At 36.3% G+C, this 16,476-nt stretch carries 17 protein-coding genes and 5 pseudogenes; 17 read left to right on the plus strand and 5 right to left on the minus strand.

The genetic code is table 11. The features are described from left to right. Positions 1-100: pseudogene (locus tag ACTFWY_RS16980) on the plus strand (IS30 family transposase); the annotation flags it as partial. Positions 101-160: 60 nt separating this feature from the next. Here the strand turns inward: ACTFWY_RS16980 and ACTFWY_RS16985 are convergent. The 3 genes from ACTFWY_RS16985 to ACTFWY_RS16995 are packed head-to-tail and all read right to left on the minus strand — an operon-like array spanning position 161 to position 752. Then, on the minus strand, positions 161-427 hold the full coding sequence (locus tag ACTFWY_RS16985; RefSeq protein ID WP_060805106.1) for a hypothetical protein: 267 nt from the start codon (positions 425-427) through the stop codon (positions 161-163). Positions 428-480: 53 nt separating this feature from the next. Continuing rightward, complete coding sequence (locus ACTFWY_RS16990; protein ID WP_228780288.1) at positions 481-570, minus strand: hypothetical protein; 90 nt, start codon at positions 568-570, stop codon at positions 481-483. Then, a complete protein-coding gene (locus ACTFWY_RS16995) occupies positions 567-752 on the minus strand; it encodes a hypothetical protein (RefSeq protein ID WP_060805107.1) in 186 nt (61 codons plus the stop codon). The genes ACTFWY_RS16990 and ACTFWY_RS16995 overlap by 4 nt, the downstream gene beginning before the upstream one ends. Positions 753-1,155: 403 nt before the next feature. Here ACTFWY_RS16995 and ACTFWY_RS17000 point away from each other — a divergent pair, with 403 nt between their 5' ends. From ACTFWY_RS17000 to ACTFWY_RS17030, 7 genes are read left to right on the plus strand one after another with little or no spacing between them, the layout of a single operon-like run. After that, positions 1,156-3,033 carry a BglG family transcription antiterminator gene (locus tag ACTFWY_RS17000; RefSeq protein WP_247652054.1) on the plus strand — a complete coding sequence of 626 codons (1,878 nt, stop codon included), beginning with the start codon at positions 1,156-1,158 and terminating at the stop codon, positions 3,031-3,033. Further along, the gene (locus tag ACTFWY_RS17005) at positions 3,011-3,661 is read left to right on the plus strand and encodes a bifunctional 4-hydroxy-2-oxoglutarate aldolase/2-dehydro-3-deoxy-phosphogluconate aldolase (protein ID WP_060805109.1); all 651 of its coding nucleotides are present in this window, start codon (positions 3,011-3,013) and stop codon (positions 3,659-3,661) included. Before ACTFWY_RS17000 ends, ACTFWY_RS17005 begins: the two co-directional genes overlap by 23 nt. Then, positions 3,648-4,100 (plus strand): PTS sugar transporter subunit IIA, encoded by a 453-nt coding sequence (locus ACTFWY_RS17010; protein WP_060805110.1) that lies wholly within the window; start codon positions 3,648-3,650, stop codon positions 4,098-4,100. The genes ACTFWY_RS17005 and ACTFWY_RS17010 overlap by 14 nt, the downstream gene beginning before the upstream one ends. Positions 4,101-4,116: 16 nt before the next feature. Further along, a complete protein-coding gene (locus tag ACTFWY_RS17015) occupies positions 4,117-4,422 on the plus strand; it encodes a PTS lactose transporter subunit IIB (protein WP_060805111.1) in 306 nt (101 codons plus the stop codon). A gap of 11 nt (positions 4,423-4,433) precedes the next feature. After that, complete coding sequence (locus ACTFWY_RS17020; protein WP_060805112.1) at positions 4,434-5,711, plus strand: PTS galactitol transporter subunit IIC; 1,278 nt, start codon at positions 4,434-4,436, stop codon at positions 5,709-5,711. An 18-nt stretch (positions 5,712-5,729) separates the two neighbouring features. Continuing rightward, the gene (gene dgoD, locus ACTFWY_RS17025) at positions 5,730-6,878 is read left to right on the plus strand and encodes a galactonate dehydratase (RefSeq protein ID WP_060805113.1); all 1,149 of its coding nucleotides are present in this window, start codon (positions 5,730-5,732) and stop codon (positions 6,876-6,878) included. 11 nt (positions 6,879-6,889) lie between these two features. Further along, positions 6,890-7,792, plus strand: a complete 903-nt coding sequence (locus ACTFWY_RS17030) for a phosphotriesterase family protein (RefSeq protein ID WP_080441793.1) — start codon at positions 6,890-6,892, stop codon at positions 7,790-7,792. Between the two features lie 673 nt (positions 7,793-8,465). Here ACTFWY_RS17030 and ACTFWY_RS17035 read toward each other — a convergent pair. Then, positions 8,466-8,855 (minus strand): annotated as a pseudogene (locus ACTFWY_RS17035) (transposase); the annotation flags it as partial. A 56-nt stretch (positions 8,856-8,911) separates the two neighbouring features. Beyond that, complete coding sequence (locus tag ACTFWY_RS17040) at positions 8,912-9,592, minus strand: IS6-like element ISS1N family transposase (RefSeq protein ID WP_002319817.1); 681 nt, start codon at positions 9,590-9,592, stop codon at positions 8,912-8,914. A gap of 72 nt (positions 9,593-9,664) precedes the next feature. Between ACTFWY_RS17040 and ACTFWY_RS17045 the strand changes: the two are divergent. The 9 genes and pseudogenes from ACTFWY_RS17045 to ACTFWY_RS17085 all read left to right on the plus strand — a co-directional run. Further along, positions 9,665-10,021, plus strand: a pseudogene (locus ACTFWY_RS17045) (prolipoprotein diacylglyceryl transferase family protein); the annotation flags it as partial. A gap of 146 nt (positions 10,022-10,167) precedes the next feature. Next, the gene (locus tag ACTFWY_RS17050; RefSeq protein ID WP_003125439.1) at positions 10,168-10,401 is read left to right on the plus strand and encodes a heavy-metal-associated domain-containing protein; all 234 of its coding nucleotides are present in this window, start codon (positions 10,168-10,170) and stop codon (positions 10,399-10,401) included. A gap of 319 nt (positions 10,402-10,720) precedes the next feature. After that, a complete protein-coding gene (locus ACTFWY_RS17055; RefSeq protein WP_086268992.1) occupies positions 10,721-12,625 on the plus strand; it encodes a heavy metal translocating P-type ATPase in 1,905 nt (634 codons plus the stop codon). Between the two features lie 110 nt (positions 12,626-12,735). Beyond that, positions 12,736-13,336: pseudogene (locus tag ACTFWY_RS17060) on the plus strand (HAD-IC family P-type ATPase); the annotation flags it as partial. Positions 13,337-13,399: 63 nt separating this feature from the next. Continuing rightward, positions 13,400-13,636: a heavy-metal-associated domain-containing protein gene (locus tag ACTFWY_RS17065; RefSeq protein ID WP_003125446.1), complete on the plus strand. Its 237-nt coding sequence runs from the start codon at positions 13,400-13,402 to the stop codon at positions 13,634-13,636. Position 13,637: 1 nt separating this feature from the next. Beyond that, a complete protein-coding gene (locus tag ACTFWY_RS17070; RefSeq protein WP_005237709.1) occupies positions 13,638-14,189 on the plus strand; it encodes a Dps family protein in 552 nt (183 codons plus the stop codon). Positions 14,190-14,205: 16 nt separating this feature from the next. Further along, on the plus strand, positions 14,206-14,898 hold the full coding sequence (locus tag ACTFWY_RS17075) for a Crp/Fnr family transcriptional regulator (RefSeq protein ID WP_005225225.1): 693 nt from the start codon (positions 14,206-14,208) through the stop codon (positions 14,896-14,898). Between the two features lie 265 nt (positions 14,899-15,163). Continuing rightward, positions 15,164-15,548 (plus strand): annotated as a pseudogene (locus ACTFWY_RS17080) (transposase); the annotation flags it as partial. 164 nt (positions 15,549-15,712) lie between these two features. After that, positions 15,713-16,333, plus strand: coding sequence for a CadD family cadmium resistance transporter (locus ACTFWY_RS17085; RefSeq protein ID WP_439927318.1), 621 nt, complete (start codon positions 15,713-15,715; stop codon positions 16,331-16,333). The last annotated feature ends 143 nt before the right edge of the window (positions 16,334-16,476 follow it).

Consider the following 16,476-nt stretch of genomic DNA (forward strand, 5'->3'; position numbering starts at 1 on the left):
TAAACGAAATAATATTCCTAGAAAATCACTGGATTATCGAACACCTTTGGAAGTATTTTTGAGTTACGTAAGTATTGATGATCTGTCTAACTTAATTTGACAATTAAGATATAAAAAAATATTTGGCGTCACTACTCAGTTTGAGTAACAAAACCAAATATTATAGAACCGGCTTTTTCAGTTTTTTCCCTTCACAAACAACATCGATGATTTTCTCGGCATGGGTACGGGTATCATTCATTAATTCTGTATCGGTTGGATATTTGATGTTTTGTGGAGCACAAGTGGCATCCAAAATCAATGTTCCGGAATTGAAATCGTCATAAGAATCGTTGTCCTTATCGTCTTTTTTCTTGTCGAAGACGAGTATTTTTTCATTGATTTCTATCAACGTTGTTTCGTCCAAGCGTTTCCGGAAATAGACCATTGTAGAGCATCGAAAGGCTTGGCATCTTGATAGCCCGGCAAACCGATGAAGAACTATAAATACGGGTTTTCTTGAATTTGTAAGACCGTTTCTTCGTCGCTATAGCTATATTCCTTTTGAATCAGTAGAGCTCCGAAGGTCATGCGAAAGGGTTTTGCGACGTTTCCTTTTTTTTACGAAAATTTTTAGCGTAGTCTTTTTCAAGTTCAGCCCATGGAATGAGCTCTGCTTTTTGAATCCAACGGTTAGACGGATTCATTTTGAGACCTATCGGTTGATTGAAATCTTCAAAAGCCAATTGAACGGTTGTTTGTAATTTATACATGAAAAGCCTCCAAAATTGAGTGGTACTCCACACCATTCTGATGGTGCATAAGATAAAAAATTAAAGAAGTGCCTGTCATTTGTCTGATTTAAGCCAAGGTTTGACAAATTTTGGATATTCCAATTAATACTGTAAGCGGTTATATTTAACTCAGGGAGGTAGATGAATGTGAATACAAAAGATTTAAAACTGTTAGAAACCATTGTACGATCACATGTGACAAACTCTCAACAATTGAAATCATTAGTACATTTTTCGACTAGGCAGATAACTTACTCTATAAAAAAAATTAATGATGAATTATCCCCTTCATGGATTGAGTCTGATAAAGCGAAGTAACTCAGGGGAGTGGTTATATGAAGCCAATGATCTTCAAAAACTTTTGATATACATGAATCAAGCAATGGTTTTTAAAGAAGGTGCGATTCCTGAATATATAAACGATGATTTGGCTTATAGTGAGATAAGAAGATATTCGGAACTGTTATTTATTCTAGCCAACCCCAAAAAAGTGACAACCCAAGAAATAATGGCGTTTATTGGTATCAGTAAAAATACGGCTAGAAACGACTTTTCTAAAATAAAAAAAGAGTTGCCACCAGACTACACTTTGATATTTGATCCCCAAAATGGCTATATGATTGAATCAAGCATGGCAAAGCTTCATACATTGCTCTTAGAAGTTTTCAATTATTTATTTGAAAGGCATGCAACAGTTAACCGTTTTGAGTCACTCTTTTCTGAAGAAAGGGAATTTGTTGGTTTTTTTATTCACACCTACGAACAAACTTTTAAATTGAAATTTTCTGATAATTCACTAACCAAACTTTATTATTTGATAGGTTTATCACTTTCTAGTTTTAAAAGAAGGACGAAAGGACAGATTGATTTTAGTTATGATTTACAGGAATTAGATGAGTTTCAAATGATTCGAAGCTGCATTGATCAACATTATCAACATGCTGAGATAGCTATAGATTATGAATGGTTGACGCTTCTGTTTTTATCATTCAATACAATTTCAAATGAGTTTGAAATTTTAGATTCAAGAATCTATCAAGTAATTATGGAGATGATTACCTTATTTCAAAGTAAATCAGCTATTCGGATTAGTAATAAAGAAGAGTTGACCAATCGATTGATGAATCATTTACGACCTGCAATCTATCGAATTCGCTACGAATTACCATTTGAAATAGATGATTTAGCTGAAATTGTTAAGGAAAACCATGAAGTTAGTGCGGTACTTAATTTTGTTAAAGAATCCATTGTACCTTTGGAAGCATTTTTGCGTAAGACGATTCCTGAAACTGAATTATATTTGATTTCTGTTTATTTTTGTTCGGAGCTATTAAATTCTTCTATTATCGAAACACCTGTTAGAAAAAAGGCAATCGTCGTATGTAGCAATGGATTGATTATGGCCAATGTAATGGCGAAAACATTGAAAGAAATTTTTCCAGATATTCAGTTTGTTGCTAGTTCTTCGGTCAGAGAGATGGATAAGTTTGTCGAAGATGTTGATTTGATTTTTAGCAATCAACCATTGAAAAGTGAAATTCCATTATATATTATACAACCGATTATGAACGAAGAAGAAAAAAACCGCTTGCGGAACCGTGTACTCATTGATTTTTCTACGAATAATATCAGCAAAGAGACTAGGAACCTTACTGAAATTATTAAGCGTTACTCTGCTGTTCAAAATGAAGAAAGTCTACAAACTGATATTGAGAGATTTTTAATTAATTATGCAAATTCACTAATATATCTAGATCGTCAAAGTAAACAGGCACAAAAGATATCTTTTGTGGAATTGCTTGTTTCTGAAGGGATTATTCTTGTATCTACGAAACAACTTACTTGGCAGAACGCGATGGAATTGTCTTGTCAGCCTTTATTAAAGGAGCAGGTAATTAATCAGAACTATCAGACTATTTTAATGAGTCAAATGGCGGATGAAGAGGCTTATTATTTTCTTAATAATCGTATTGCTATTCCACATTCATCGCCAGAAAATGGGGTAATTAAGGGCGGTTGCTCGTTACTTATATCAGTTGATCCAATTATTTTTCCTGGAAATAGGCCTATCCATTTTATTTCCCCTTTTGCAATTGGAAAGAAGGAAAATTATTTACTTGCGATTAACCAATTACTACAACTTTCTAAGGACGAGGAATATCAGCAAGAAATACTTCTTTGCACGACGGAAGATGAAGTGAGAAAAAAAATAAAAAATTTTTTAAGGAGGAAGCAATATGTCAATAACGAATTTTCCTGAATTAACCATCATTTTAAGAGGATATAGTTTTGAAGAGGCGATGTTTGTCATGGAAGAATTGGCTGCGATGAACACTTCGGTAGGAATTGAAGTAACAACCAATAATGATGACTTTGCACGTATCATCACAGAAGGCAACAAAAAATTTGGGCAACAATTATTGATTGGTGCAGGGACAGTTTTAACATTTTCACAAGCAGATCAAGCAATTGCTGGTGGTGCGAAATTTTTATTAGGACCAAAAAAATTTTCAACACCAATTTTTTCGTTGGCTAAAGAACGTGGGGTGGTAACTGTGCCATCAGCTTTTACGCCATCGGAAATTCAAGTTATGTTTGATGAAGGTGCCGATATTGTAAAGGTTTTTCCAGCAGTCACTGTAGGGCCAACCTACTTTAAACAACTGGCCGGTCCTTTTGGTATACGGCCTTTAATGGCAGTTGGAGGAGTGACGATTGATAATATTGCGGCTTTTAAAAAAGCAGGAGTTGTGTACTTTGGGGTAGGATCAAGCATGTTTCAAAAAGCTGATATACAAAACCGCAATGGGCAAGCTATTCGAAAATCAATTCAATCATATTTAGATAAACTAGCTGAAGCAGGAAGTGAAGAAGATGAGTCTCATTAAATTAGAAGAAAAAAATATTTTGTTAAATCAAAGTTTTTCAAACCAAGAAGAATACTTTCAAAAGATTACAAAGAAACTGATGACGGAAAACATGGTAAAGGAGGGATATCTCGAGTCAATCACTAAGAGAGAAACAACTTATCCAACGGGGCTATATATTGGGGAACGCTCAATCGCAATTCCACATACAGATTATCAGTTATCAAATGTTACCGCTATTTTAGTATCCGTTCTTAAAGATAGTTTGCATTTTCAGCGAATGGATGATCCCGAAGAAATGGTTTCAGTGAATGTTATTATTCACCTTTTATTCGATAGTCCCGATAAGCAACCGCAATTATTGAAGGAGTTGATGAGTAAAGTTACCAATCAGGATTTCTTACAAGCAATTATGGAAGCAAAGAGTAAAACAGAAGTTTTAACTGCATTTAATCAATAAATTGGAGGGAAATACAATGAGTAAAAAAACAATTATCGTCGCATGTGCATCATCAATGATTACATCTACAATGGCAGCTAATAAAATTCGGAAAATAGCAAAAACAAATGGATTACCAGAACCTCGAATTTTGCAACTAAAATTTTCAGAAGTTGCAGGTGCTTTAGAATCAAATCAAGTTGACTTTATCGTTCCTACAGGGAAATTACAAGAAAATGTAACCAAAGGAATTAAAGTTATACCTGGAACACCATTTGTTACTGGAGTGAATGAAGAAAAATCTGAATCTTTGGTGTTAGAAGCATTGAAAGAGCTTGACTAGGAGGGTGAAAAATGAATATTGTCATTGATGCGTTAAACTGGATCTCAAGTTTGGGTCCGATGATTATGATGCCTATCATTATCTTGATTTTAGGATTATTTTTTAGAATTAAGCTAAATACATTACTAAAATCAGCGTTGACTGTGGGGATTGGTTTTGCGGGTGTAAATATTATTATTAATTGGTTTATTTCACAGGTAGGTCCATCTGTTCAGTTAATGGTCAAAAATTGGGGTATTCAAACAAGTATTATGGATGTCGGCTGGCCAGCTCGTGCAGCAGCCACTTGGTCTTTTCCTCTAGCAGCAGTTATGGTATTTATTATTTTGGGTATTAATGTGTTGATGCTGATTTTTAAAAAGACCAATACAGTAATGGTCGATTTCTGGAGTTATAATCACTATATTTTTGTAGCTGCTTTGGTTTATTATGCAACGGATAAAAATATTATATTGGCGGTAATCTTCGGGGCGATTGATGCAATTATTAGTTTTAAACTCGCTGATTGGACAACGCCGTTAGTAGAGGATTACTTTGAACTAGAAGGGGTTAATTTCCCGACTGCGAACTCAGTTGGTTGGGCACCCTTGGCTTGGCTACTTAACAAATTGTGGGACCGCATTCCTGGATTAAATAAGGTAGATGCTCGTCCTGAAAAAATTCAAGAGCGGTTTGGTTTTGTTGGTGAGCCTATGTTTATGGGATTTGTCATCGGCTTGGTTATTGGGTTATTAGCAAAAGAACCTGTTGATAAGGTATTGATAGTGGGAATGAGTACTTCTGCAACAATGGTTCTAACACCTAAAATGATGCAAATTTTAATGGAAGGATTATTACCCTTTGCTAATTCTGTTAAGAAATTCTTGAATGTAAAATTTCCAGGAAACAATTTTACAATGGGTGTGGATGCTGCGTTGACAGTTGCTAATTCAAGTGCCATTGCTACGGGTATTATCATGGTTCCGATTACCTTAGTGTTGGCTGCTATTTTACCAGGTAACAAACTCTTACCTATTTCAGATATTGCCTACCAAGCAATGTGGCTATCTGCATGGCCGGTCGCCTTTTCAAAAGGAAATATTATTCGCGGAATACTTTCCACCACGATTATAACAGCTTGTGTGCTTTTAATTGCTACTAGTTTAGCCGGCATACATACACAATTAGCTTTGGCTGGGGGATTCCAATTACCAGCAGGAATGACACAAATATCTACCGAAGATGCAGGTACACACATTATTGGTTTCATTTTAATGAAGATTGCTGAGTTTATTTCAAATATTTTCTAATATTCAGGAGGGCATACAGTGAAAATTTCAAAAATTACAGTCTATAAAGTAAAACCAAGATGGATTTTTGTCAAAATATCTACAGATGAAGGTATTGAAGGCTGGGGTGAAATGATTTCTGGAACTAAGACTGAAACAGTTGTGGCAGGAGCTTATGAGATAGGAAATCGATTCTTAGTTGGTCAAAACCCATTTGCAATTGAACGTCTGTTTCAGGAAATGCATCGTTCATTTTTCCGAGGTGGTCCTATTAATGGAACGATTGTCTCTGGACTTGAAATGGCTTTATGGGATATTAAAGGGAAAGCCTTAAATGTTCCAGTTTATGAATTACTAGGTGGAGCAGCCCGTGATAAAATCAAAGTATATTCTTGGATTGGTGGAGATCGTCCTTCTGAAGTAGTAGAGCAGGCACAAGATCGAGTAGATCGTGGGTTTACCGCCGTGAAAATGAACGCGACAGAAGAATTACACTACATTGATTCTTATGAAAAAGTAGCTGAAGTAGTGGAACGTGTTGCTTCAATTAGAGAACGTTTTGGAGATACATTGAGCATTGGTGTCGATTTTCATGGTCGTGTTCACAAACCAATGGCTAAGGTTTTAGCAAAAGCACTGGAACCCTATCATCCAATGTTCTTAGAAGAAGTGGTTTTGCCGGAGAATGAAGAACATTTCAGTGAAGTAGCCAATGCAGTTGCTGTACCACTAGCAACGGGTGAACGTTTGTATACAAGATGGCAATTTAAATCAATTCTTCAACAGGGAGCGATTGATATCATTCAACCAGATGTAGCTTTATGTGGAGGGATTTTAGAAACAAGAAAAATTGCTGCAATGGCTGAAGCTTATGATATAGCAGTTGCCCCCCATGCACCATATGGACCGATTGCGTTAGCAGCTACATTACAAGTTGATTCTTGTACACCTAATGTGTTTATTCAAGAACAAAGCTTAGGTATTCATTACAACAAAGGGTTTGATTTGTTAGATTTTGTAAAGAATAAAGAGATATTCCAATACAAAGATGGCTTCGTAGATCTTCCGACAAAACCAGGTTTAGGGTTAGAAATGGACGAAGATCGAGTGAAAGAAATTGCACAAGAAGGTTTAGTTTGGACCAATCCTAAGTGGAAAAATTATGATGGTACAATCGCTGAATGGTAGGAGATGAGTGCATGATCAATACGGTTACAGGCCCAATCGAAGCTGAGTCTTTGGGTACAACATTTATTCATGAACATTTATATGTCATTCCTAATGAGTTAAGAAAGTATGAAGATTATACCTTGGATGATATTTATCATAGTATTGCGGAAGTTATGGCTTTTAAACAAGCTGGTGGAAAAACTATCGTTGATTTGACACCAATTAATTATGGACGAAATCCGTTAGCTTTGAAAATGATATCTGAAGCTACCGGAGTGAATGTAGCATTTGTTACGGGATTCCATAAGGAAGAGTTTCAGCCAAAATGGTTGACAACGCTCAATGATGATGAGATCTTTGAGTTGCTTTATTCCGAAATAACTCACGGAGTCACTTCACAAAACCTTTTGCCAGGAGCAATGAAAGTAGGTACGAGTAAAAATGAGGTTACATTGGCTGAACAACGAATACTAGCCATAGCCGGTCAAGTACAAAAAAAAACAGGGATTCCCATTATTACGCATTGTGATGGGGGGACGATGGGACTGGAGCAAATTAATTGTTTAACAAAAAACGGTGCGAAAGCAAGTAATATTTGTTTGAGTCATGTAGATTTAACTAAAGATTTTCACTATTTAGCTCAAATCTGTGAAACGGGAGCAAGTATTTGTATGGATCATATTGGCCGAGAGTTGGCGAATCATGATGCAGACCGCGTCCAACTAATTAAACGACTGGTTGATGCGGGTTATGAAAATCAGATTTGTCTTTCAGGTGATATGGGACGAAAAAAATATTTGCCAACTTATGGAGGAACGCCTGGGCTTACCTATATTTTAACAAGTTTGAAAGAAGAACTATTAAAAGTAATGAGTGAACCAACTTTTAATAAAATGATTGAGATGAATCCAATTAATATACTGAGTAAGTGAAGTCAATTGAATCATTCAGAAGAACTAATGAAATTAGTTGCTTTCGCAGGGTTAATTCTTCTCTCTGGGTTTGGAAAAGAGGGCTTAGCTTCGGATTCCCTAGTTAAACTAGGGGTTTTATCAGGTTATTGTACTGATTATAAGTACCTGAATTATTCATGAAATACTTTTTCCGTCGTTTTATAGGCAGTTGGGTCAATAAAAAGATCAGAAAAACGAACGAGAGACTCTCATAACGTGCCACTAAATAAAAATCGTACGTTATTTTAAAAAATGGGTTGATTCTAGGCAGTACTTTGTCGGTCTATTTTTAGAAAAAGAGGTTCTTTGTCAAACATACATGAATTCGCAAGCTCATTCACCCTGAAGGATGAAAGGCAGAAACTGTAGTATACTAATGGTGGAAAGGAAAAAAAGCCGCCAGCAATTTGGAAAAGAACGTTATGTCGATTGTCAAACTGGCTTGCTTTATTTCTCGAGAACCCTGAAATATAGCCAATGAGCATGTGTATAAAAAATTGATTTTATATGAAATAAAGCACTCCTTTCCTAAAATTATTGGAAAGGAGTGCGTTTTTTATGGAAATTATTTAGGTTCTTTGTCAATTGCTATTGTTTTGCTCAAATCGTATGTTAGGAAATGCTTCGGCATTTCCTTTCCTTTTTTGCGTTATTAAATGATTTCACAGATGTTCTGTTGAATCAGGACACGCATCCGGAGATGACGAAAAGTCCGAAATCCAAAAGCAATTCTTTTGATTACTTTGATGAGGTTATTCTTTCCCTCCAATTTTCCGTTTGAATAGGGATATTTTAAGGAGTTTGTGATTGCTTCTGTGTGCTTTTTCAGATAACAAATTGCCTTTTTAAACCCATCATTCAAGGAATGTGGCAATGATTCAATGAGATTGAAAAATTCAGTAAAATCTTTTGCATCAAAAGCAGCTAATAACTCTTGATAGACTTCATAGCTTTGTCGTAGTTGGTTATCTATAGAGAGTAGGTAATCAAGCACCTCCGACTCCGTCATGTATTTCCCTTGGAAGAGGGGAAATTGCTTAAAAGGGTTCTGTTGCGAAGTTTGAAAATCAAACGCGCCCTCTCTGAACTCCAAATATCTTAGGCTGTTATTCCCATTAATACCTTGATTTCAGTAGACACCGAAAAGCCGAAGAGCGTTCCATTTCTTCGGTTCTTTTTATATATTCCTCGAATGGTCTCCATGCCCTTAATCGTGGAAGAGGCTGTACGGAGACTTTGATAAAATTTATTTCGTCGTTTAATAGGTCGATGGTCTTGTTCTATTAAATTGTTAAGATACTTCACAGTTCGGTGCTCTGTCTTAGTATATAAACCCACACTCTGTAACTTTCTAAAGGCGGAGCCAAGAGAAGGTGCTTTATCGGTCACAATTGCTTTCGGCTCACCAAACTGTTTATGGAGTCGTTTTAAGAAAGCATAGGCTGCTTGCGTATCCCGTTTCTTTCGTAACCAGATATCTAAGGTTAAGCCGTCCGCATCAATTGCACGATAAAGATAATGCCAACGTCCCTTAATTTTGATATAGGTTTCGTCCATTTTCCATGAATAGAAGGATTGTCTATTTTTCTTCTTCCAAAGATAATAGAGGACTTTGCTGTACTCTTGCACCCAACGATAAATCGTAGTATGACAAACATTTATTCCACGATCATATAACAATTCCTGAACTTCACGATAGCTTAGATTGTAACGCAGGTAGTAACCAACAGCGACAATAATGACGTCTTTTTTGAATTGTTTGCCTTTAAAATGATTCATTACTCTGTCCTCTCTGTCTTTTTTCTCAATTTTACACTAAAATAGATTTTTTGGAAAACTTTGCAACAGAACCAACAAATGAATATCAATGGTACCTACTACCATCCGACTTTTTTATACGAGTCATTGTGGAGTTTGTTGGGCTTTGTCCTCATCGTCACTATACGGAACCGAAAACAGCTTTTGCGTCAAGGAGAAGTCGCTTTGAGTTACGTTTTGTGGTACTCAGTGGGTCGGTTCTTCATTGAAGGTATGCGAACGGACAGTTTATGGATTGGCGAGTGGATCCGCGTTTCGCAAGCCTTGTCTCTGGCCCTGTTTATTGGCGCGATTGTAGTATGGTTTATACGCAGACAAGACTATCCACCAATTTATTATTATTCTGATGGCAATAAGGGGCAGAAAAAGACTATTAAGATGGTGAATTGAGCAAAAAGATAAAAAGAAGTGCAAAACTTGATATGCGTCAATTTTCGTTTGCTAAAAGTGAGCTATACTACAGTTGTAAAGAGGAAAAGGCAGTGTTCATTAATCTGCTGCGGATAAAATAAAAACACATAAAGGAGATAGGAATTATGGAAAAAGCTATATTGCAATTAGAAACGTTGTCTTGTCCAAGTTGTATGCAAAAAATTGAAGGTGCCTTGAAATCAGTTAACGGTATTGATAAAGACAGCATTAAAGTATTATTCAACTCCAGCAAAGTCAAAACCAATTTTGATTCAGCTGTCACTTCGATTGAAGAGATTCAAAAAGCTATCGAAAACGTAGGCTATCCGGTCCTTAAAGCAAAAGTCAAGGCCGCTTAACAGATTAAATGAACTAGGCAATTCTGGAAGAAAAGCTATTTTTCCGGGATTGCTTTTTTGTTGCAATCCGATTCGAGGTGCTTAGAAACGATAAAAGAGAACTTTCTAAACTTGATAGCCGTAAATTTTTATTCGATAAAAAGAGGGTATCGTTATAACTGTAAAGAGGAATAAGTGTCATTGAGGCTGTTAGATCAAAAAAATAGTGAGAAGGGACACGTATTTTTTCAAAACTTGATGTCAGTCAATTAATTACTTAGGCAATTATCTTATACTGTGTTTATCAATAAAAGAGAAATTAAATTTGGAGGGAAAAAGCATGCAACAATATATATTAAGCAAGAAAAATGTTATCACCGTCATCAGTGGATTGTTAATCGCACTCGGTTTCTTCAGTCACTTTGTTTTAGAAAACGTAGGACTTTCAGAGTGGTCTTTGATCATCGCCTCTGTCTTTGGGATTACGCCAATTGCCATTCAAGCGTTTCAAGCAATGAAAGTCAAAGTCATCAGTATTGATGTCTTAGTCAGTATTGCAGCGATTGGTGCGCTTTTTATTCAAAATTATGAAGAATCGGCTATTGTCACGTTCTTATTCTTATTCGGACACTACTTGGAACAACGAACATTGAACCAAACGCGATCTGCTATCAAAGAATTGACTGAAATGGCACCCGAAAGCGCCTTGAAACAAATGGATAATGGCGAATTTGAAGAAGTAGAAGTGGATGATGTAGATGAAGGGGATATCTTGCTCGTTAAAACGGGTGCGAAAGTTCCAGTGGATGGCACAGTCCTTACGGGCGAAGGGCATATCAATGAAGCTAGCATTACAGGGGAAGCTGTTCCGGTCAACAAGCTAGCTGATGCAGAAGTTTTTGCAGGAACCATTTTAGAAAACGGAACGATTCAAATCAGAGCTGACCGAGTTGGTGAGGACACCACATTTGGAAAAATTATTGAACTCGTGGAAGAAGCACAAGATTCTAAATCCGAAGCGGAACGGTTCATTGATCGCTTTTCTAAATACTACACACCAGCTGTCTTGGTTCTGTCAATTGTTGTATGGGCGTTCAGTCAAAATATTGAGTTAGCAATCACCATCTTGGTTCTAGGTTGCCCAGGCGCATTAGTTATCGGAGTGCCTGTCTCAAACGTTGCCGGTATCGGGAATGGTGCTCGTAACGGTGTTCTTTTAAAAGGGAGTGAAGTCATTCAAGACTTCAGCAATGTGGATACAATTGTATTTGATAAGACAGGTACTTTAACTGTCGGAAACCCAACCGTTGCAGCGACTGAACTGTATGAAAAAGATTCTGCTGAAACGCTTGGCTATCTGGCCAGTGTGGAACGGGAATCAGATCATCCATTAGCAAAAGCGGTCTTAAATCAAATTGGAGAAACAAATTTTTATCCTGTTGAAGGAACTGAAGTCGTGAAAGGCGGCGGAATCGTTTCAAGTGTAGCTGGACATAGAGTGGCTGTTGGGAATGTGGCCTTGATGGAAAAAGAAAATGTCACTCTCAGCAAAAAAGTGCAAAAAGATGTCAAACGGTTTGAACAACAAGGGAACTCTCTCGTTTTGACAGCGGTCGACGGTGAATTAAAAGTACTGATGGGCATTCGCGATCAAGTCCGTCCGGGTGTGAAAGCTAATTTGCAGGAATTAAAAGACTTGGGCGTGAAAAATCTAGTCGTTCTTTCAGGAGATAACCAAGGAACCGTTGATGTGGTCGCCGGCGAACTTGGTTTGACCGAAGCTCACGGCCACATGTTGCCGGAAGACAAATCGGCTTATATCGGAAAACTTCAACAACGTGGTCAAATTGTAGCCTTTGTTGGAGATGGCGTTAACGATAGTCCGTCCTTAGCTTTAGCAGACATTGGAATCGCAATGGGAAGCGGAACGGACGTAGCGATTGAAACATCCGATGTCGTTTTAATGAACTCGAACTTCAGCAACTTGCCTCACGCATTAGGATTAGTAAAAGCCACCGCAAATAATATGAAGCAAAATATCGTGATTTCAATTGGAGTAGTGTTGGTCTTGTTGACCAGCGTCTTCTTCAGCGAATGGATGAATATGTCTATCGGAATGTTGGTTCATGAAGGTAGTATCTTGGTGGTAATTTTCAATGGCATGAGATTAATGAAGTATAAGTTGAAAGGTCGAAAAGAACAAAAAGAAGTATCAGCACCTGCAGAGAAAGTAAAAATATCTTAAGAATAAATTAGAAGAGGCTGAGACAATAGTCCATCCTTGAAATGACAAAAGCGGAAACTCAGATTTTTAAATCTGGGATTTTCCGCTTTTTTGAATTCTTGAAAAAAAAGAAGAGTATTGTATTAACGGCAGTTGATCGTAAGTTAATTATTTTAATGGGAATCCGTGACCAAGTTCGAGCAGGTGTTAAACAAGACCTACAAAAATTAAAAATCACTTGGTGTTAAAAATCTCACTGTATTATCAGGGGATAATCAAGGCACAGTTAATTTAGTTAAAAAGGAGCTAGGATTAACCGAGGCTCATGGCGATATGTTACCTGAGGACAAGCAAGCGTTTCTAAAAGAAAGACAGTCTACTGGTGAAATTATTGCTTTTATTGGTGATGGTGTGAACGATAGCCCTTCTCTAGCTACTGCAGAAGTAGGGATTGCTATGGGAAATGGGACAGATGTGGCTATTGAAAGTTCAGATATTGTTCTAATGAATTCCAATTTTAATCGTCTCCCCCATGCTTTAGGTTTAGCTAAAGGGACATATGCGAATATGAGACAAAATATTCTAATTGCTGTTGGTGTGGTGATAATATTATTGGTTAGTTTAATATTTAGTGAATGGATGTCTATGTCGATAGGTATGTTAGTTCATGAGGCAAGTATTTTAGTAGTTATTTTAAATGCAATGAGATTAAGAAGATATCAATTAAGATAATTGATCTATGTCAATTATCTTAAAAGAAATGTCCTGTATAATTTATTTAAAGGAGTGATAGATATGACTAAAGCAACATTAAAATTAGAAACATTAACTTGTCCATCATGTTTACAAAAAATTGAAAGTGGTTTAAAACAGACAGCTGGTGTAGAAAAAGATTCTGTAAAAATACTGTTCAATGCAAGTAAGGTAAAAGTAGATTTTGATGAAGAACAAGTCAATTTGAGTACAATTGAAAGAGCTATTGAAAACCTAGGATATTCAGTTATTAGTTCAAAAGTAAAGGAAGGTGTATAAAATGACAACAGCAAATGAAAGACAAGAAAAATTAGCTGCTGAAAAAGCATATAAAGAACACATTCATCATACTAAGATTAATGCTGTAGCTGTCACAGATCATATACTTGCTAATATCCATACCTTACATGTAAAATTACATCAATATCATTGGTATGTAAAAGGCACAAATTTCTATTCATTGCATAGTGTTTTTGAGAATTTATACAATGAGAATGAGACATGGTTTGATAAGATTGCAGAACGTTTACTAGCTTCAGGATTTAAGCCAGCTTCAACAACTACTGAATTTCAGGAATTTACAATAATTTCTGAAGATCCGTCTGAAAAATATTATTCTGCTGAAGAAATGGTCATACAGTTAGTAGAAGATTTTAGGACTAATCGTGAATTCACCGTTCGTGCAATGCGTTTAGCACAAGAAGAAGCAGATGATGCATTAGAAGATTTACTAATTAGTTATAAAGATTACTTAGATATAAATATTTGGCAACTTCAAGCCTTTGTTAACAAGGATGCGTTAGAAGATGATGACTATATAGATAACGATTAATTAGGAGGAAAGTTGTATGGCACACCATCACCACCATAGTCATATAGATTGTATACGTTTAGTTCCGATTTTTAATCACCTAAATGAAGAACAAATGAGTTTAATTGCGCAATCAGCGCAAGAAGTACATTATGCAAAGAATGCGTTGTTATTTGGAAATGGTGATAAAGATGACACACTTTATATTATAAATAATGGGCGTGTACGTGTTTATAACTTAAATGAATCTGGTCGTGAACAAACTGTACGCATATTAAATCCTGGTGATTTTATGGGAGAAGTGGCTATTTTTCAAACTGAAAGTTACCATTCTAATTATGCTGAAGCAATATCAGAAGTGAGCATATGTAGAATTCATAAAAAGGATATGGATGACTATTTAGGCGCTTACCCAGAAATTATGAGAAGAATACTATCAGATGTTACGAAACGTTTACAGGTATCAGAAAAGCAAACGATGCAAGTTGGTATGGAGCAAGTAGAGTCTCGTATTATTGATTTTCTATCAGAATACGTTGAAGATGAAGAAAACCATACTTATGTGACTTTACCAATGTCGAAAAAAGATCTAGCCTCGTACTTGGGTACAACCCCAGAAACAATAAGTCGTAAGTTCTCATCATTGGAAGAGAGAGGTTTAATTAAACAGCATACTCAAAAATATGTTGAGATATTTGATTTAGATAAGTTATTATTTGCATCAAGTTAAGTTAAATGGTTCTGTGTCAAATAGTATTGGTCACCAACACTATTTATCATAGAACCCAATTTTTTAGTACAATGATCCATGGTGATATCCTTTCTTGGTGTAGTTTTGTTTTAGAAGCCTAAAATGGTAATTATGATATTGATTTTTGGGATTCTTTTCCAGCTGGAATGGACGAGTTAGCGAAAATTTTTAGAATGGTTGTCATGGGTGAAGATACCGTAAAAGGAATTGCAGTAACTATGGAAATATTGCGGATGCAGCGACTATAGCTAAAGAAGCCTTAGAGGCGTTCTGTGACTTAATACAAGAAGAAGGAAAAGGTTACTTTAAAGATCCAGAAAAAATTGCCAAATCATTCAACGTGCAATTACCATGAGTTATCGGTTAGGTAGACTTGCACAAGAATCCAGTAATGTCGTTCTAAGTGTTCTTGTACGTGAAATTCGTGCGCTTGAAAAGAACATCAAAGACTTGGAAAAGCAATCAAGCAATTATTTGTCTGCATTCGAGAATATCAATATTTGCCCGGTGTTCCAGGTATTGGAAAGGTGTACTCCACTTAATTAATCGTTGAAATCGGTCAAATTGAACGATTGGAAAATCAAACAAAATTGGCAAAATATGCAGGCTTATATTCGAAAGTCAAACAAGTAGTCACCGAATTCCAGTTAGAAACTACTTTGTAACTACGTTTTGAGGAGGAGTAAAATGCTTTCCTACGTTCGATATTACCCACTAGCGATAGCTAAATTAATGTGTCTGTGCTCCCCTAAAATCTGCTGATTTATTACTGACTAATACAGGAGGTTTTTTTATGGGACAGACAATCATATCTGCTATCGGTGTTTATATTTCCACCAGTATCGATTATTTAATTATATTGATTATTTTATTTGCACAGCTATCACAGAATAAACAGAAATGGCATATTTATGCGGGGCAATATCTAGGCACAGGCTTACTTGTAGGGGCGAGTTTAGTTGCTGCTTATGTCGTCAATTTCGTGCCTGAAGCATGGATGGTTGGATTGCTTGGTTTAATCCCTATCTATTTAGGGATTCGCTTTGCAATTGTTGGAGAAGGTGAGGAAGATGAAGAGGAAGAAATTATTGAAAGATTAGAACAAAGCAAGGCAAATCAACTGTTTTGGACAGTTACATTGCTGACAATTGCGTCTGGCGGAGATAATTTAGGTATCTATATACCTTATTTTGCTTCGTTAGATTGGTCACAGACCCTCGTGGCGTTGCTTGTGTTTGCAATCGGCATAATTATCTTTTGCGAGCTTAGTCGGGTGCTATCCTCTATTCCGTTAATATCCGAGACAATTGAAAAATACGAGCGAATCATTGTGCCCTTAGTATTCATTCCACTTGGACTATACATCATGTATGAAAGTGGCACGATAGAGACTTTTCTGAACTTTATTTTATAGATAAAAAAGCCCCTTAAATGGAAAGCCCCTTATGAAGCGACCCCCAAAAGTTAGACCAAAAAATCTAACTTTTGGGGGTCGTTATTTGTATGGCAAAATATCCTTTTGAATTAAAACTAAAAATCGTTAAAGAATATCTTAGT

Origin of the sequence: Enterococcus sp. 125944 (assembly GCF_051909435.1) — a bacterium.
Lineage (GTDB): Bacteria > Bacillota > Bacilli > Lactobacillales > Enterococcaceae > Enterococcus_D > Enterococcus_D gallinarum.

Coding starts and splice junctions, on each gene's coding strand:
- ACTFWY_RS17070 (WP_005237709.1), top strand. CDS start 13,638: ATGACAACAGCAAATGAAAGACAAGAAAAATTAGCTGCTGAAAAAGCA.
- ACTFWY_RS16995 (WP_060805107.1), bottom strand. CDS start 752: ATGTATAAATTACAAACAACCGTTCAATTGGCTTTTGAAGATTTCAAT.
- ACTFWY_RS17040 (WP_002319817.1), bottom strand. CDS start 9,592: ATGAATCATTTTAAAGGCAAACAATTCAAAAAAGACGTCATTATTGTC.
- ACTFWY_RS17050 (WP_003125439.1), top strand. CDS start 10,168: ATGGAAAAAGCTATATTGCAATTAGAAACGTTGTCTTGTCCAAGTTGT.
- ACTFWY_RS16990 (WP_228780288.1), bottom strand. CDS start 570: ATGACCTTCGGAGCTCTACTGATTCAAAAGGAATATAGCTATAGCGAC.
- ACTFWY_RS16985 (WP_060805106.1), bottom strand. CDS start 427: ATGGTCTATTTCCGGAAACGCTTGGACGAAACAACGTTGATAGAAATC.
- ACTFWY_RS17015 (WP_060805111.1), top strand. CDS start 4,117: ATGAGTAAAAAAACAATTATCGTCGCATGTGCATCATCAATGATTACA.
- ACTFWY_RS17065 (WP_003125446.1), top strand. CDS start 13,400: ATGACTAAAGCAACATTAAAATTAGAAACATTAACTTGTCCATCATGT.
- ACTFWY_RS17005 (WP_060805109.1), top strand. CDS start 3,011: ATGTCAATAACGAATTTTCCTGAATTAACCATCATTTTAAGAGGATAT.
- ACTFWY_RS17030 (WP_080441793.1), top strand. CDS start 6,890: ATGATCAATACGGTTACAGGCCCAATCGAAGCTGAGTCTTTGGGTACA.
- ACTFWY_RS17055 (WP_086268992.1), top strand. CDS start 10,721: ATGCAACAATATATATTAAGCAAGAAAAATGTTATCACCGTCATCAGT.
- ACTFWY_RS17000 (WP_247652054.1), top strand. CDS start 1,156: ATGGTTTTTAAAGAAGGTGCGATTCCTGAATATATAAACGATGATTTG.
- ACTFWY_RS17085 (WP_439927318.1), top strand. CDS start 15,713: ATGGGACAGACAATCATATCTGCTATCGGTGTTTATATTTCCACCAGT.
- ACTFWY_RS17020 (WP_060805112.1), top strand. CDS start 4,434: ATGAATATTGTCATTGATGCGTTAAACTGGATCTCAAGTTTGGGTCCG.
- ACTFWY_RS17010 (WP_060805110.1), top strand. CDS start 3,648: ATGAGTCTCATTAAATTAGAAGAAAAAAATATTTTGTTAAATCAAAGT.
- ACTFWY_RS17075 (WP_005225225.1), top strand. CDS start 14,206: ATGGCACACCATCACCACCATAGTCATATAGATTGTATACGTTTAGTT.